This window comes from Halobellus ordinarius (assembly GCF_031823395.1).
Lineage (GTDB): Archaea > Halobacteriota > Halobacteria > Halobacteriales > Haloferacaceae > Haloquadratum > Haloquadratum ordinarius.
Genome location: NZ_JAVQKJ010000002.1, coordinates 153,644 through 169,473, shown reverse-complemented (window position 1 = coordinate 169,473; position 15,830 = coordinate 153,644). Strand labels below are relative to the sequence as shown.

The following is a 15,830-nucleotide window of genomic DNA, read 5'->3' as shown; positions in this document are numbered from 1 at the left end:
GCCGTTCACTCCCGACGCGTCAAAACGTTACGGGTGTTGCGGGCGCGTCGTCGCCTCTGGCCGACGGCAACGTGTTTTTGTCGCTGCGCGCGATAGCCCGGGTATGCAATCACAGCCGGATGCGGATCCGGACGCCGCCGTCGACGCCAGCGACAGCGGTGCGGACGGTGGGACCGACCGGGACGGCGGGTCGGCAGCAGCGAGCGGCGCTCTCGACCCGACGATCCGAGCGAAGGCCGACGCCGTCCGCGACTCGCTTTCCGACTGCGACGGCGTCCTCGTGGCGTTCTCCGGCGGCGTCGACTCCTCGGTCGTGGCCGCACTCGCTCACGACGCCCTCGGTGCGGACGCGGTGGCGTGTACGGCCAAATCCGAGACGCTCCCGGCGGCGGAACTCGACGACGCCCGGCGCGTGGCCGCCGAGATCGGCATCCGCCACGAAATCGTCGAATTTTCCGAGCTGGACAATCCCGACTTCGTCGCGAACGACGGCGACCGGTGCTATCACTGCCGGACGATGCGCCTCGGCCGGATGTACGAGGCCGCCGCCGACTTGGGCATCGAAACGGTCTGTGACGGCACCAACGCCTCCGACCACGGCTCGGGCCACCGGCCGGGGCTCCAGGCTGTCGAGGAACTGGACGTCCGCTCGCCGCTTTCGGCGCACGGCATCGAGAAATCCGAGGTCCGCGCCATCGCCGACGCCTCCGGGCTCTCGGTGGCCGAAAAGCCCTCGATGGCGTGTCTCTCCTCGCGCATCCCGACCGGACTGGACGTCACCGAGGAACGGCTCACCCGCGTCGAGCGGGCCGAAAACGCACTCAGAGAGTGGGGGTTCTCGCAGTTCCGCGTCCGCGATCACGACGGCCTCGCCCGCATCGAAATCGCTACGGAAGAACTCGATGCGGCACTCGACCACGACTTCGTCGTCGCCGTCCGCGACCGGCTGTCGGACCTCGGATTCGAGCACGTGACGCTGGATCTCCACGGCTATCGAACGGGCAGCGTCAGTCTAGACGACGAACGAGCGGACGGGGACGGCGGCGAACCGGTCGTCGAGAACGTCTTCGACGCCGATTACCCGATCGACAAATAGGAGCGCTTTCGGCGCTCAGGTCCCACGGTCCTCACGGGAGGCGAGCAGGAGGCGAAGCGCCTCGTAGCCGAGTACCAGCACGACCGCAATCCCGCCGGCCAGCGCCGGGCGCAGGGTCACCTCGGCGGCCCACCGGAGCACGACAGGGTCGGGACTGCCGAGATAGCCCACGACGGCGGCGAGCAGCCACACCGGACGGCGGGCGTCATCGACGGCGAGACGAGCCCGCAGTGCCCGCTCCGAGCGACCGAAGCGGCGCAGGAGGAGCGCAACGAGTTCGAAGACACCCACGAGGATGCCCGCGACGAACAGGGGCGTGTACACCGTGAGGTCGTTGGCCGCGAGCGTCTCGACGACCACCGGAGGCAGCAGGTCGAAGTACCCCGTTGGGACCGGCAGGGGGCTGAGGAGGTAGGCAACGAGCGCCGCGAGTGCGACGGCATAGGGGCGGCGGGCCGACAGTTTCTCCGCGGTGGGAATCAGCGACCCGCTTGCGGTCCACCGCAGCGCCAGGAGCGTCCCCTCGAACAGTCCGATCATCGTCGCGCCGATGATGATCGGCGCCATCCCGGTCGGATCGGGACTGACGAGGAACGCGAGCCCGAGAAACGTCCCCCAGAAGAGCAGCCGCCGGTCTTCGAGCCACTGGCGCGTGACGAGATTCATCATAATCGCCAGCATCACGAAAAGCGGGATCTGGAAGATGATGGCGTTGTAGCCCATCAGGATGAGAATGAGGTTGAACGTCTCCTTAAGACCGAACGCGACGATCGCGGTTCCGGTCGTATAAGAGGTGAAGTACGCGAAGATCGCCGGCAACACGAGAAAGTGCGCGAAGGCGATCCCGATAAAGGCGAGGACGAGACTCGTCGGCACCGCCGCGAGGTAGTAACGGCGCTCCCGGAGATACAGCCCCGGTCGCATAAACAGGTACGTCTCGTAGACGAACACCGGCAGCCCGATGATGAGACCGCCGAGCGCGGCGACCTTCAGCTCCGTCAACAGCAGTTCCAGCGGGCCGTAGACCCGCGGCCGCCGATCGGTCAGTTCCGGCGCGCCGGGAACGTGTGTGTTCCAGAGGAAGTCGATGACTTCCGTCGAACTGACGAGATCGAGCCCGAACGCCGAGTTCACGAGGTCGGCACCGGGGTACAGAAGCAGCGTGATGACCCCGCCAATGCCGAGAACGACCGCCAGCCGGCGGATCATCTCCTCGATGTGGTCCGCCAGCGGCATCTCCTCGTCGCTCTCGGGACCGTCGGGCTCGAAGGTGTCGCCCGCGTCGACGAGCTGGCCGGGCGAGTCGACGGCGCCGGTGGCGACGTCGTCGACGCTCGCCGGGGTTCCGCCGTCCGTCCCCGCCGCGGATTCGTCCGCAGCCGCCGATGAGGCCGCGTCCGACGACTCGTCGGCCTCGTCTTCGTCGCCGTCTTCGGGGCCGTCCGCCGACGCGTCCAGCGAGGCGAAGAGGTCCTCGGTATCGCCGTCCGTAGAGTCACCGGTGGGGGTCTCCCCGGCTTCGTCGGTCAGTTCGTCGTCCGCGGCGTCTTCGTCCTCGTCGGGTGCGTCGGTCTCTTCGTCCTCCCCGTCGGCGAACTCGGTCTCGTTATCGAGAGCGTCGTCCTCATCGTCCGCATCGGCGGCATCGGCGGCTTCGTCGTCCGCATCGTCGACTTCGTCGTCGGCATCGGCGGCTTCGTCGTCGGCATCGGCGGCATCGTCGACTTCGTCGTCCGCATCGGCGGCATCGGCGGCTTCGTCGTCGGCATCGGCGGCATCGTCGTCGGCATCGGCGGCTTCGTCGTCGGCATCGGCGGCATCGTCGACTTCGTCGTCCGCATCGGCGGCATCGGCGGCTTCGTCGTCGGCATCGGCGGCATCGTCGACCTCGTCGTCGGCATCGGCGGCATCGTCGACTTCGTCGTCGGCATCGGCGGCTTCGTCGTCCGCATCGTCGACTTCGTTGTCAACTCCCTCGTCGACAGCGCCATCCGAGTCAGCGTCGGTGTCGGCCTCGTTTTCGTCGGTGTCATCCGAGGCGGCGGCTTCCGATTCGTCCTCGCCGGCCGGCTCGTCCGCCGGCGGCTCACGCTCCGTTTCCTCCCCTGACTCGCCGGTCGAATCCTCGTCCGTCTCTTCGGTGGAATCGCCCCCAACGGACTCGGTATCCTCGCCGCTACCGCTGGCGGAGCCGTCTGAACTGTCGCTATCGTCGTCCGAACCGCCCGCCGTACCGTCAGCGGTTTCGATCGAATCGTCCGCCCCCGCGTCCGCTCGCAGTTCCTCGACAGTCGACGCGTCCGACTCCTCCGCGGATGGGTCCGTCTCGGAGTCCGCATCGTCGGTGTCCGCGCTGTCGGTGTCGGCGTCAGGTTCGGGAGCGTCGTCTTCGACGGGGTCGGCCGCGTCGGTCTCGGAGTCGTCCGCAGGGGAGAGACCGGCTTCGGCGTCGCTGTCGGGCGCCTCGTCCCCCTGCTCCGGATCGTCGGCCATTCACCCGAGAATCGCCGCCCGGTTCTTATAGGCCTTTCCGCATCGGTTCGCTTGTAGTCCCCCCAGTGCCCCGGAGAACGGTGGGTCGCTGCTTCGGGGGTCGATCGTCCGCACAGCGGCACTCGCGGGGACAACATCACGCGACGCGTGGTCGAAAAGATTGATAACCGCGAACAGGTTGAGTTCATCTATGTCCAGCGCGCTCGACGACGATACCAGGGAGACGCTCGACGCCGGTCGAGAGACCGCTGGCGCGATGCTTCGAGCCGCGCAGAAGGACCTCCAGAAGGTGTTTATTTTCTTCCTGGTCGGGTTTCTCGGCACGTTCTACGCGCTCCGTCTCTACGTCTGGGACTTCCTGAAGTCGGTCACACGAGCGCAGATGTCGGCGGCGATAAGCGGCCAGGTCTCGATAATCGCCCAGACGCCGTTCGACGTCATCCTCCTGCAGGCGAAGATCGGGCTTGTCGTCGGCGTCGTGCTCGCGATCCCCTCGTTCGTCTATTTCTCCCGTGACGCGCTGAAAGAGCGTGACCTGTGGCCCTCGTCTCCGGTCCCGGTCTGGCAGCTATCGCTCATCCTGCTGGGGATGGTGGCGCTCTTCGTTGCCGGCGTCGCCTACGGCTACTACGTCTTTTTCCCCTTTACGTTCTCTTTCCTCGCCAGCAACGCGATCGCCGCGGGCTTCTCGCCGACCTACTCGATCGTCAAGTGGGCGCAGTTCATCTTCCTTTTGACAGCCTCGTTCGGTCTCGCGAGCCAGTTACCGCTCGCGATGACCGCCCTCTCCTACGCGGAGATCGTCCCCTACGAGACGTTCCGCGACAAGTGGCGGTACGCCGTCGTCGGCGTCTTCGCCGTCGGAGCGCTGTTCACGCCGCCGGACCCGTTCACCCAGGTTATGTGGGCGATTCCCGTGCTGGCGCTCTACGGCGTCAGTCTCTATCTCGCGAAGGTCGTCACCACCGCCCGCCGCGGGAGCGAACAGATGGACGTGCCCGGGACGGTCAAGCGCCACTGGAACGCCATCGCCGGAACGGCCGTCCTCGGCGGCGTGGTGGTCTACGCCTTCTTCGAGCGCGGCGGCGTCGGCTACGTCAATCAGGGGCTCGACGCGATTGGGAGCGAGTACGGCGTCTACGCGCCGTCGTCGTCGGTCGTGCTCGGCGTGTACGTGCTCCTCGCCGCGCTCGCTGCAGCGGCCGTCGCGATCGGTTACTTCGTGTATCAGGATCTCGACGATCTCGCGATCGTCGAGGCCGGCGTGGGCGATCCAACGAAGATCGACGTCGCCGACCTCGACGCCGACGGCGTCCGCGCTGCACCCCCGGAGGTCTTCGCGGCGATGGACGAGGCCGAGGCGATGGACGCCGCCGGCGACGCGCTCGATGCGGGCGAGAAAGCGAAAGCGCAGGCCATCGTCGACCGCTTCGACGAGGCCGACGACGGTGAGGCGGATTCGGCGGCGGAGGGCGAGCAGGCATCCGGTGAGACGGTGTCCGAAAAACAGAGCGCGACGGGATCGATCGGCGATCGGGCCTCCCGCGCGAGCAACGCGTTCTTCGAGGCGTTCTCCGACGACGAGGAAGCCGAGACTGCTGGAACTGTCGACGGCGAGGCAGCAGCCGCGGGTGAGGACGACGACGAGGACGACATCGGCGGCTACTACACCGACCTCACCTTTATTCTCGATTCGGTCACCTCGAACGCCTTCCGCGTCGTCGGGGTGTTTATGCTCGTCCTCGCCGGTACGTTCGGCTGGCTGTACACGGGCGGGATCAAGCGCGTCTACGAGGACTTCCTCAGCCGCCTGCCCGCACAGGTGACCCCGGAGGACGTGCTCAACGTCGTTGCCCTCCATCCGATGGAGGCGCTGGTGTTCGAGGTGAAGTTCTCGACGATCATCGCGGGAATCGTGACGGCCCCGCTGATCGCGTACTACGCGTGGCCGGCGCTCAGAGAGCGGAACCTCATCAACCAGCGCCGCCGGGCGGTGTTCGTGTGGACGGGTGCCCTGGCCGCCGGCCTCCTCGGCGGATTCGTCCTCGGCTACACGACCATCGCGCCGGGAGTCATCTCGTGGCTGGTCAACGACGCCGTCCAGGCGAATATGGTGATCGCCTACCGCATCACCAACTTCTTCTGGCTCATCTTCTTCACCACGGCGGGCATCGGCATCCTCGCGGACGTGCCGATCCTGATGATCCTGCTCAACAGCGCCGGGATCGGCTACCGCACGATGCGCGGCCGCTGGCGGGAGGTGACCGTCGGGATTCTCGCCGTCGCGGCGCTTTTCACCCCTGCCGACGTGCTCACGATGTTCCTCGTGACCATCCCGCTTATGGCCGCCTACGGGATCGGACTCGGGGTCCTGTTCGTACTCACGCTCGGCGGGCGGCGGGATCTGGCTCCGCCCCGAAGCGTCGACGTCTGATACTGATTGTTCTCGTCTCGTTCGGCCCTACTCGTCGGCGGCGGGGAGTTTGAGGTCCTCCCACGCTTCGGGGTGTTCACCCGGATCGAGCGTGATCGGGCAGATGCGCCGGACTCCTTTCACCGTGCGCGTGCCGGAGATGCCGGGCCCCGCGAACCGCGGTCTGGACTCGACGGCGCGCGCTCCCTCCCCGAAGGCGAGCACGCCGTCGAGGGCGGTCCCGACCGGGACACAGACGGTGAAGCCGTCCGCGCCCTCCACCTGAACGTGCGTGGTGTCGTCCGGCGTGTCGGCGGCGAAAAGCAGTGCGCCGACGGCGAGGCCGGTCCACCCCTCGGCCACGAGTTCACCCGACGAACACTGGAACGCTCCCTCGACGGTCGTCGTCTCGTACCCGTGGTCCGCCGGAAGCGGGACGGGAATCCGAACGGAACTCTCACCGGCTATGGTGACGTACGCCGCTGGCGTCGTGGTCATCGGTCGATTGCTCCTCCGTCGGCCGTGGATATAGTGTCTGCCCCGATTCCCCGATTGCGGTGGCGACGAGAGCGAACACCTAAATATTCTCGGGGGAATCCCCAGGTATGCCCAAGATAAGCGTCGAGATCCCGGCGGAGTTGCTGGAGGATCTCGACGACCACGTCGGCGACGGGGGGAAATTCGTCAACCGCAGCGACGCGGTCCGCGCGTCGATCCGCAAGACGCTCGACATCCTCGACGAGATCGATTCCCGCCACGGGAGGCTCGACGATGAGTGAGGGGCGCGTCCAGGCGGGCCAGATCGCGCTGGTGGCGCTTTTCGTGACGGCGCTGACGACGGCGCAGTTGACCGCGTCGAAGCTCCTGATGTTCGGCCTCCCCACCGAGTTGCCGGTGACGGGAGCGAGTATCATCCTGCCGGGCGCAGCCCTGGCGTACGCGTTGACGTTCTTCGCGTCGGACTGCTACTCGGAGCTGTACGGTCAGCGAGCGGCGCAGGTGATGGTCAACGTCGGGTTCGCGATGAACTTCGTCCTCCTTTTGCTGGTCTGGAGTACGATCCTGGCGCCCGCGGCGAACCCCGAGGCGGCCGGCCAGTATCGTGCGGTGCTCGCGCCCGGGACGAACATCGTCCTCGGGAGCCTGCTCGCGTACCTGGTGAGTCAGAACTGGGACGTGCTCGTCTTCCACCGCATCCGCGAGGTCACCGGCCCGTCGATGCTCTGGCTCCGGAACATCGCCTCGACGGCGACGAGCCAGGCCATCGATACGGTGCTCTTCGTCACGGTCGCGTTCTACCTCGCCCCGCGGGTACTCGGGTTCGGCGATCCGTTCGAGGTTCCGGTGATTCTCTCCTTGATCGTCGGCCAGTACCTGCTGAAGCTCCTGATCGCGCTGGTGGACACGCCGTTCGTCTACGCCGTCGTCGCCGCCTTCGGCGGGTCGGGGATCGACCCCGACCGCGACCCGTGGGTGGCCGACTGAGCGAGTCGGACGTGACTCGCTATCCGAACCGTCTGACCGCCGAGGCGTCGACGAATCAGCCGTCGACGACTTCGGCGAACCCGAAGTTCGGTTTCACGTCGGTGACGCGCACCCGGACCGAGTCGCCGGTCTCCGTGTTCGGAACGAACAGGGTGTAGCCGTCGATCTTGACCACGCCGTCGCCCTCGCTGCCGACGTCGTCGACGACGACGTCGCGTTCCTCGCCCTCCGATACCGGCGCGGTCAGGCGCCCCTTCCCGACCAGATACAGTTCCGAAGAGGAGTCCCGGGACGCCTCGGGGTGGATCGACCGGACGTACTCGAACTCGGCGTCGATCTCCTCGCGGAGCGCGTCGAGGTCGCGGCCGTCGAACACCTTCGCGGCGAAGTCGCCGCCGGCGGGTAGCAGATCGCAGGCGACCTCGAACGCCTGCCGGGCCAGATGCACCGAGCGGGCGTGATCGACGGAGTACTCGCCGGTCATATTCGGCGCCATGTCGGAGATGACGACGTCTGCTCCCTTCTCGCCGATCCGCTCGCGGAGTTTCGCCTTCGTCTCCTCGTCGGTCATATCGCCGCGGATCGTCTCGACGTTCTTGGCGTCGAGATCGCGGATGCGCTGGAAGTCGACGCCGATGACGGTGCCCTCGGGACCGACGGCCTCCGCGGCGACTTGCAGCCAGCCCCCGGGCGCCGCGCCGAGATCGACGACGGTGTTTCCGGGCCCGAACAGCCCAGCTGCCTCGTCGAGTTGCTTGAGTTTGTACGCCGAACGGGAGCGGTAGCCCTCCTGTTTGGCCCTGTTGTAGTATTCGTCTTTGCGCGTCATACGTCGCTCACCGGACTCCGGGGTGCGTTCCGCGCGGCAGTCGCGGGCGAATCTGCGTTCATACCGGAAGAGACGCCGTCGAACCGGAAAGGCACATCGGATGGTGTCGACGGCGCCGACCTCGCCAGCCCTATAGTAGCGTTTGCAACTGATTACTCATCCGATCGCACGCTGTCGTGCGATCGTGTGAGCGAAGACTTGCAAACGCTACGATAGCAGCAAACACCTCGGTGCGCGCCTAGTCAACGAACCACGAGATGACTGCACCCTGCCTGTGGACGGCATACCGAAGTCCGTCGAAATCCGTGATGTGACACACGCTCGCATCGATCTCGCCCGTCGACAGGTATGTGAGTGAAGTGCGTTCCGTCGTTCTATCAGCGTCTGTCGAGCCGGGTTCCCAAGAACTGGATTAGTTCGTCGATGTTGTCCTCCGGGAGTTCCTTCTGCTGGAACACACCCTTGAACGAGTCCGCGAACTCGTCGCGCTCGAGTTCCGCCAGCACGCGTTCGATTTGCTCGGCCAACTGGTTCAGATTTCCGCGATGGATGTGCTGTTCGATGCTGTCGAGATCTACCTCGGAGCCGACGATCACCAGATCCCGCGCATCCGCGAGCCGACCGCTGTGGAGCTTGAGCGCGAACAGCAGCGCCGGCTCGGGAATCCGGGCTGTCAGACCCTCTGCTACTTCGAGCGACTCGACGATGCTGTGTTCGTGGAGATAGCGGTACGACCATTCTGCGTCGGTCTGCCGACAGCGAAGTGCGCCGACGAGTGCGTCAAATTCGACCGCGTTGTCGCCAACTGATTTTTCGTACCGGACGATTCGTCCCTCGTATACGTTTGCCACGTCGTTATCGAACGCTTTGCTGTATCCCAACTCGGTGAGGAGGGTGTCGTACGCGTCGAGTTCTGTTTCAGGGATCACCATATCGACGTCAGTAGTGAAACGGGTCTGAAACGCCGAGATCGCCCATCCTCCGACGAGTACGTACGGTAGGTCATCGTCCTGTACGGCTCGGTGTGTGTCTATGAGTTCGGCTTGACGCTCCTGGAGACTCATTGGTGACTCGTTCAGTCGGCAGTCATCTGGTCACGGTGACCCGGGTCGATATCCACGTCGTACTCGTCGGCGATTATCTCCAACGCCGGATCGTACGCCGGCCGAGTCTCCATCAGCTGACTGACCGCGTCGTCCAGCGGAATCACGGGGTTGCCGTCGACCCACTCAATGTCGATCTCTGCTTTCTGTGGGAACAAGACGTAGTGGACGCTCCCGTCGATATCGGTTGCGTCCGGGCGTTCACCCACGGTCGTATCGACCCCGAACCGCTCGAAGAACTCGATCCACCGATCGACGTCGCGCTCGTGAACCTCGATAAACACGGGATAGTCGTCGTGGCCTCTGGCGATCTGGAATCCGCCGTGCGTCCAGACGTAGGCGGCGTCAATCTCAGTGTAGGCGAACTCCATTCCGGCGAAGTGGGGGATCACGTACGCGTCTTCCTGCGAAACCTCGTCGCGGCTGTACAGCGTCCCCATCATCTCCTCGTAGCGCCGTCGCATCTCGTAGTCACGGACTCGAACTCCGTTATCTGTATTTGAGATAATTTCTTTGTCGTCCAATCGAGTGATCCAGTCGTAAACCCACGAATACGACGTACCAATCTTATTCGATATACGGTTGATAGAGTCCCCTCGATGTGCCGCCAAGACGATCTTCGCAGCGGTGGGATCCATAAAGTCGGCCGTCGTCATCGTCTATCTTGTTATCTCGAACGAGATGATAACTAATGAATCCATCGGCGAATCCTGAATAGGGAAAGAAACGATTCACCACCGGTGAGCGGTATCGTCTCCGAGACACAGGTTACTCGAGGCGCTGGACGAGTCTTGGGGGGAGTCGAATCGTAGTTTGAGAACCTCGTGAACCGCCTCGGGGTCAAGCCCCGAGGCACTCGGCCTGTTCCGCCTGTAGAGAACCGGAGTATCGCCACCGCAATATGCACGGGCGAGAAGCGACGTGCTGACGCTCAGTTAGTAGTCACAACAGATCGGGCCGAGTAGTGGTAGAACTCGTCTTTGCGCGTCAGACGTCGCTCGACCGGATTCGGGGGTGCGTTTCGCGCGGCAGTCACGGTCGAATCTGCGTTCATACCGGGAGAGACGCCGTCGAACCCGAAAGGCACATCGGTAGCTCCTGGCGTCGCAGCCGTTACTCGACAGTGTCTGAAAACCATCCGGAAACGTATCGTAGCGTTTGCAACTGATTGCACATCCGATCGCACGACTGCGTGCGATCGTGTGAGTGAAGACTTGCAAACGCTACGATAGTTCAGCGGACGGGGCAAACCCTCACGACCGCTGTTCCGCCCATTCCAGAAGCGGATCGAGCCGTTCGCGGACCTCGTAGCCGTCGTCGGTCAGCGTGTACTCCACGCGGGGCGGGATCTCGTCGTACTGCGTCCGCGAGACCAGTCCGGCCTCCGCGAACTCGTCCAGTCGCCTGGAGATCGTCGAGGTGCTGGCGCTCGCGAGGTGCGCTTCGATCTCTCCGAATCGAAGCGAGTCGTGGGCGCCGATGATGCTCACCAACTGCATCGCGTACTTCCGGCTGAGCGTGTCGATCACGCCCGTCAGCGGACAGTAACACGTCCCGTCGACGTCACATACAGGGGGTGATGACGTCGTATCTGCCATTACTTTGTAGCCTCCAACCTACTCTATAGCTTCGGACTTCATAGTATAATAACTTCGTATTGTGAATTAAAGACACGATGGAAGAACCACATTCGTATGATCTCGTGATTCTCGGCGGCGGTGCAGCGTCGTTCGCTGCCGTCACCGAAGCGAGTGGCCGTGGGCTCTCGACCGCGATGGTGAACACGGGCCTGCCGCTTGGCGGCACCTGCGTGAACGTCGGCTGTATCCCCAGCAAGCACCTCCTCGCGCTGGGGGAAAAGGCGGCCGTACCGGGGGAGAATCCGTTCGAGGCGGTCCGGTACAGCGACGGCGAACCGACAGTCGACTGGGCGGTCGCACTGGACGGCACCGACCGACTCGTCGACCAGTTCCGGGAGTCGAACTACGTCGACGTCGCCGAGCACTTCGAGACCGACATCTACGAGGGCTACGGCCAGCTAACCGACGAGACGGCTATCGAAGTCGTCGACGGCCCCGACGAGGGCGTGCGAATCACGGGTGAGAAAGCCATCGTTGCCACCGGCAGCTCACCGTGGGCCCCGCCGATCGACGGCCTCGACGAGATCGACTACTACACGAGCGAGACCATCCTCGAAGAGCGGGACCTCCCGGAGAGTATCGTCATCGTCGGGGGCGGCTACGTCGCACTGGAGTGGGGGCAGATCCTCCACCGTGTCGGCGTCGGCGTGACCATCCTCCAGCGCTCCGAGCGCGTCCTCTCGGCGATGGAAGGCCAGCTCGGCCGCAAGCTGCAGCGTGCCTTCGAGGCGGAAGGGATCGACGTGGTCACCGGCAACGACGTCCAGCGCGTGTGCGCACCGGCAACCGACGGTGGAAGCGAGGCGACACAGTCGGGCGTCGCCGTCGAAACAGCCGTCGACGGCACCGAGCGCACGGTCACCGCGGACGCGCTGTTCGTCGCGACCGGCGTCCGACCCAACAGCGGAGGAATCGGCCTGGAGACTGCGGGGATCGAAACGAACGACGACGGGACGATCCGCGTCGACGAGCACTTCCGGACGACGAACCCGGACGTGTACGCCGCCGGCGACGTGATCGGCGAGCCCGAACTGGAGACGGTCGCCGCAAAGGAGGGCAACCACGCCGTCAAGAACGCGTTCGGCGGGGAAGGCGTCAGCATCGACTACGATGCGGTCCCAGCAGTCGTGTTCACGAGTCCGGAAGTCGCCTCGGTCGGGACGACCGAACTCGAATACACCGCCGAGTATGGCACCTGTTCGTGCCGGACTGTCCAGATGGACGACGTGCCGCGAGCGAAAGCCGTCAAGAACACGGACGGACTCGTCCAGGTCCTCAAGCACCACGAGACCGACGAGATCGTCGGCGTCCATATGGTCGGGCCGCGGGCCGCGGATATGATCTCCGAGGCGACCCTGGCCGTCAAGTTCGGGCTGACCGTCGACGACATCATCGACACGATCCACCCGTTCCCGACGTTCTCGGAGGCGTTCAAGCACGCCTGTCAGGCGTTCCGCCGCGACACGTCGAAGATGAGCTGTTGCGTCGAGTAGTCCCGATTGGAATCTCGGAACGGTCCTTCCTCGGTGGTTTCAGCTCGAATCTGAGCGGTCTCCGGCCACCCCAGCCGCACATATTTGATCGTATGACTCGAAATGGCGGTATGATCGACGACCACGCCGAAATCGAACTCCCTGTCCGGTCGGAAAAGGGGGTGACGGTTCGCGGCCTGTCGATCGCACGATCCCGCTCCGAGCGCGAACTCGATGGGCCGACGTCCACGACGACCGCCACCCGGATACCCGGGTGTTCCCCAGCGACGGCCGCCGCCGTCACGGAGGTAGCCTGAGCGGATGGCTCGACCGGCGACCGACGCGTCGATACTGGCGGATCCCGAAGTCACCTCCGAGTATCGGGAGGTAAACGACGTCCGGTTGCACGTCGTCACGGCCGGCGACGAGGACGACCCCCTCGTCGTCCTGCTGCACGGCTTTCCGGAGTTCTGGTATAGCTGGCACCGCTCGACCGCTCCGCTCGTCGACGCCGGGTATCGCGTACTGGTGCCCGACCAGCGCGGCTACAACCACAGCGAAAAGCCGGAGGGCGTTTACCCCTACCGGATCACCGAACTGTCGCGCGATATCGTCGAACTGATCGAATCAGAAGGCCGGGAGTCGGCCCACGTCGTGGGGCACGACTGGGGTGCGGGCGTCGCGTGGGACCTCGCGCTGCGCCATCCCGGATCCGTCGACCGGCTCGGCATCGTCAACGTGCCGCATCCGAGGGCCTTCCAGAAGACGCTGACGTCGAACCCGCGACAACTGGCGAAGAGCTGGTATATGTTCTTCTTCCAGGTCCCGCGGTTCCCCGAGTGGGCCCAGCGGCAGATGAACTATCGGCCGTTTGCCGACAGCCTGCGGGACGCGAAGCCGGGGACCTTCACCGAGGAAGACATCGAGCGGTACCGGGCGGCGTGGGACCGGGGACTCACCGGGATGATAAACTGGTACCGCGCGCTGTTTCGCTACCGCGAAGATCCACCGAGAGCGCGCGTGGGGCCCCCGACGCTCGTGGTCTGGGGCGAGCGCGACGAGTATCTGCTCGCGGAGATGGCCGAACGGAGCGTCGACTACTGCGACGACGGGCGGCTCGAACGCGTTCCGAAGGGAACACACTGGGTCCACCACGAGTACCCCGAGGACGTGACCGGCCACATCATCGAGCATCTCCGATGAGTCCCGCGAACGCACACCCGATGAGCCGCGCGAACGCAACCCGGATGAGCCCCGCGGACGCAGACGGGGGAAGCAAACGATGGCCTTGGCGAAGATTCCGCCGTACGACGGGGACCGTATCTCGACCGTCGGCGCCCACGCTGCCGTCTACGGCAGCAGTATGGTCGAGAGGCTCGTGGCGCGTACTCAGACCGGAACTCGGGACGTAGCCGGAAACGCGATCGCACGGCGTTACCGGAAAAATGACCGCTGGCTCGCCGCCCCGCGGTCATCGCGTGCGCTGCAGTTCCTCCCGCCGCCGTTCGAACTCGTCGTCCGAGAGTTCGCCGCGGGCGTACCGCTCCCGGAGGACGGCCAGCGGCCGTTCGTCGCGTTCGTCCGAGCGTCGGTCGAAATACGCGTAGACGAGAAACAGCGGCACGCCTAGGAGCAGGCCCATCCAGAGCAGTCCGACGAAGCCCATCGTCCCGCCGAAGAGGCCCCAGCCGCCCATCATCCCGCTGCCGCTGCCGGTGTGAGCAGCGGCCGTGCCGGTCGCTGCGACGAGCAGCGGGAGCGCGAGCGCCGTCGTTCGTCGAGCGATCCGTCCGATGGTGTCGGTCGTTCGGGTCATCGTGTCAGTGGGTTCGTGTGTTTGGTGTGGTTGTTCGGGTGCATTGCACGGGGACGGACTAGCGTCCGTGGCCCTGCTGATGCGTGCCAGTGCTGCTGTGGTGGTCGCTGTGCGTCGTGTCGCTGTGGTGGTCGCTGTGCGTCGTGTCGCTGTGGTGGTCGCTGTGCGTCGTGTCGCTGTGGTGGTCGCTGTGCGTCGTGTCGCTGTGGTGGTCCCCGTGAGCGTGGTTGTCGTGGGCGGCGTGTGCCGAGGAGTTCATCCAGTCACCGGACATTCCGGCGTGCGACGCCATCCGTTCGGCAGCGCCCGGCCCCAGGCGCTCGGTCATCTCCCCGAGCATCCACCCGCTCCGGTCCGTCGCGTTCGTGTCAGCCGTCGGTGCCTCGTCAGTCGCCGGGGCGTCGCCGTGTGCACCCACTGCGGGGGCGGCGAGTGCGAGACCGAGTACCGCAAGCGCCACGAACAGCGTGCGTCCGAATGTTCTGGTGTTCATTTTCGTTCGCCTCATCTCCGTCTACGGGGTCTCCCGGGTTAGCTCCGTGGGCGTGAACTCGGCCAGGAGATCGTCTTAGAGCGTTTATCGCGTGATCTAACCGTTCGTCATCGTGAGAATCGTTCATCGAGCCCGAATTCGGACGGAAGCACCGCCGCCGTCGATTCGCCGTCAGTGGTCGGCGTCCTGGAGGTCCTCGCTCGGATAGATTCGGTAGGTTCGCCCCTGTCGCTCCCGGTACAACAACCCGCGGGACTCCAGACCGCTCACCGTTTGACTCACTTTGCTTTTCGAGAACCCGGACCGGTCGCGCAGTTCGATCTGCGTGATCCCCGGCGAGGAGAGCACGGGTTCGAGGATCCGACGCTCGTCGTCCGGCAGCAGATCGAGGACGCGCGCCTGTGGCTGGGCCTCGGGGTTGATTGCGGCGGTCCCCGACTCGGGAGGCTCCTGCTCGCCGGGGGACGGCTCGGGTGTCGCCGCCGGCGACTCACCTCCGGCGCTGGCGGCAGACGACGACTCACCACGTGCGCTGTCGTCCTCGGTCGGGATTCCCGAACGGATCGCGAGGTATAGCCCGGCGACGACGGCCGCGAGGACGAGCGTGCCGAGGACGTACCACAGCGGGTTCGGCCCGTGCATCGATGTCATCGAGCCGTCCATCATCGATCCCATCGAAGCGTCGAGGGCGCGACGCTGTCGGAACGCCTGCCAACTGAGGACGCTCCCGATCAGGAGTACGAGTCCGACGAGCGCTGCGGCGACGACGTCCGCTCGGTGCCGGTTCATACGGCACACCCCGCCTGGAGGTGCTCGAAGTTCATAGGTTCCTCTTCGTCCGGGATGGGCGAACCAGTTGCGGTTCGATACGACCGCGGACTTCGCCGCTCGAATCGGTCCAGTCGACCGATAGTGCGACCGAGAGACCACAAGATATACTTCGATCGATCCGGATTAGTGGCGGAGAATCACCCCTGAAAACTGGCGACA

The 15,830-nt window shown here is 65.1% G+C and carries 15 protein-coding genes and 1 pseudogene; 7 read left to right on the top strand and 9 right to left on the bottom strand.

Translation table 11 applies throughout. The features are described 5' to 3' along the window. Nucleotides 1-103 precede the first annotated feature (103 nt). Nucleotides 104-1,096 (top strand): ATP-dependent sacrificial sulfur transferase LarE, encoded by a 993-nt coding sequence (larE, locus tag RJT48_RS01145; protein WP_311170393.1) that lies wholly within the window; start codon nt 104-106, stop codon nt 1,094-1,096. A 489-nt stretch (nt 1,097-1,585) separates the two neighbouring features. Here larE and tatC (RJT48_RS20715) read toward each other — a convergent pair. Continuing rightward, nucleotides 1,586-2,356, bottom strand: a pseudogene (gene tatC / locus RJT48_RS20715) (twin-arginine translocase subunit TatC); the annotation flags it as partial. 1,423 nt (nt 2,357-3,779) lie between these two features. On the opposite strand from tatC (RJT48_RS20715), the gene tatC (RJT48_RS01135) reads away from it, so the two are divergent. Then, a complete protein-coding gene (gene tatC, locus RJT48_RS01135) occupies nt 3,780-6,023 on the top strand; it encodes a twin-arginine translocase subunit TatC (RefSeq protein WP_311170392.1) in 2,244 nt (747 codons plus the stop codon). 27 nt (nt 6,024-6,050) lie between these two features. Here tatC (RJT48_RS01135) and RJT48_RS01130 read toward each other — a convergent pair whose 3' ends face one another. Then, nucleotides 6,051-6,500: a sulfite oxidase-like oxidoreductase gene (locus RJT48_RS01130; protein WP_311170391.1), complete on the bottom strand. Its 450-nt coding sequence runs from the start codon at nt 6,498-6,500 to the stop codon at nt 6,051-6,053. 107 nt (nt 6,501-6,607) lie between these two features. Between RJT48_RS01130 and RJT48_RS01125 the strand changes: the two genes are divergently transcribed. Together RJT48_RS01125 and RJT48_RS01120 are read left to right on the top strand one after the other, a co-directional pair. Further along, nucleotides 6,608-6,781 carry a ribbon-helix-helix domain-containing protein gene (locus RJT48_RS01125; protein WP_311170390.1) on the top strand — a complete coding sequence of 58 codons (174 nt, stop codon included), beginning with the start codon at nt 6,608-6,610 and terminating at the stop codon, nt 6,779-6,781. Further along, nucleotides 6,774-7,487: a queuosine precursor transporter gene (locus RJT48_RS01120; RefSeq protein ID WP_311170389.1), complete on the top strand. Its 714-nt coding sequence runs from the start codon at nt 6,774-6,776 to the stop codon at nt 7,485-7,487. The genes RJT48_RS01125 and RJT48_RS01120 overlap by 8 nt, the downstream gene beginning before the upstream one ends. Nucleotides 7,488-7,542: 55 nt before the next feature. Here RJT48_RS01120 and RJT48_RS01115 read toward each other — a convergent pair whose 3' ends face one another. The 4 genes from RJT48_RS01115 to RJT48_RS01100 all read right to left on the bottom strand — a co-directional run bounded on the left by RJT48_RS01115 (nt 7,543) and on the right by RJT48_RS01100 (nt 11,017). Further along, a complete protein-coding gene (locus RJT48_RS01115; RefSeq protein ID WP_311170388.1) occupies nt 7,543-8,316 on the bottom strand; it encodes an SAM-dependent methyltransferase in 774 nt (257 codons plus the stop codon). Nucleotides 8,317-8,693: 377 nt separating this feature from the next. Further along, nucleotides 8,694-9,380, bottom strand: coding sequence for a hypothetical protein (locus tag RJT48_RS01110; protein WP_425604686.1), 687 nt, complete (start codon nt 9,378-9,380; stop codon nt 8,694-8,696). An 11-nt stretch (nt 9,381-9,391) separates the two neighbouring features. Beyond that, nucleotides 9,392-10,057 carry a helix-turn-helix domain-containing protein gene (locus tag RJT48_RS01105; protein WP_345784727.1) on the bottom strand — a complete coding sequence of 222 codons (666 nt, stop codon included), beginning with the start codon at nt 10,055-10,057 and terminating at the stop codon, nt 9,392-9,394. Nucleotides 10,058-10,672: 615 nt separating this feature from the next. Further along, nucleotides 10,673-11,017: a winged helix-turn-helix transcriptional regulator gene (locus RJT48_RS01100; RefSeq protein ID WP_311170385.1), complete on the bottom strand. Its 345-nt coding sequence runs from the start codon at nt 11,015-11,017 to the stop codon at nt 10,673-10,675. A gap of 77 nt (nt 11,018-11,094) precedes the next feature. Here RJT48_RS01100 and merA point away from each other — a divergent pair, with 77 nt between their 5' ends. The 3 genes from merA (at nt 11,095) to RJT48_RS01085 (ending at nt 13,734) form a co-directional block, all read left to right on the top strand. Beyond that, nucleotides 11,095-12,552 (top strand): mercury(II) reductase, encoded by a 1,458-nt coding sequence (merA, locus tag RJT48_RS01095; protein WP_311170384.1) that lies wholly within the window; start codon nt 11,095-11,097, stop codon nt 12,550-12,552. Nucleotides 12,553-12,662: 110 nt separating this feature from the next. Continuing rightward, nucleotides 12,663-12,848, top strand: a complete 186-nt coding sequence (locus RJT48_RS01090) for a hypothetical protein (RefSeq protein WP_311170383.1) — start codon at nt 12,663-12,665, stop codon at nt 12,846-12,848. Between the two features lie 4 nt (nt 12,849-12,852). Next, complete coding sequence (locus RJT48_RS01085) at nt 12,853-13,734, top strand: alpha/beta fold hydrolase (protein WP_311170382.1); 882 nt, start codon at nt 12,853-12,855, stop codon at nt 13,732-13,734. Nucleotides 13,735-14,002: 268 nt separating this feature from the next. Here RJT48_RS01085 and RJT48_RS01080 read toward each other — a convergent pair whose 3' ends face one another. From RJT48_RS01080 to RJT48_RS01070, 3 genes are all read right to left on the bottom strand, one after another. Then, nucleotides 14,003-14,347, bottom strand: a complete 345-nt coding sequence (locus RJT48_RS01080) for an SHOCT domain-containing protein (RefSeq protein ID WP_311170381.1) — start codon at nt 14,345-14,347, stop codon at nt 14,003-14,005. Nucleotides 14,348-14,405: 58 nt separating this feature from the next. Next, nucleotides 14,406-14,840: a hypothetical protein gene (locus RJT48_RS01075; RefSeq protein ID WP_311170380.1), complete on the bottom strand. Its 435-nt coding sequence runs from the start codon at nt 14,838-14,840 to the stop codon at nt 14,406-14,408. 171 nt (nt 14,841-15,011) lie between these two features. Then, on the bottom strand, nt 15,012-15,629 hold the full coding sequence (locus RJT48_RS01070; RefSeq protein WP_311170379.1) for a helix-turn-helix transcriptional regulator: 618 nt from the start codon (nt 15,627-15,629) through the stop codon (nt 15,012-15,014). Nucleotides 15,630-15,830: the final 201 nt, after the last annotated feature.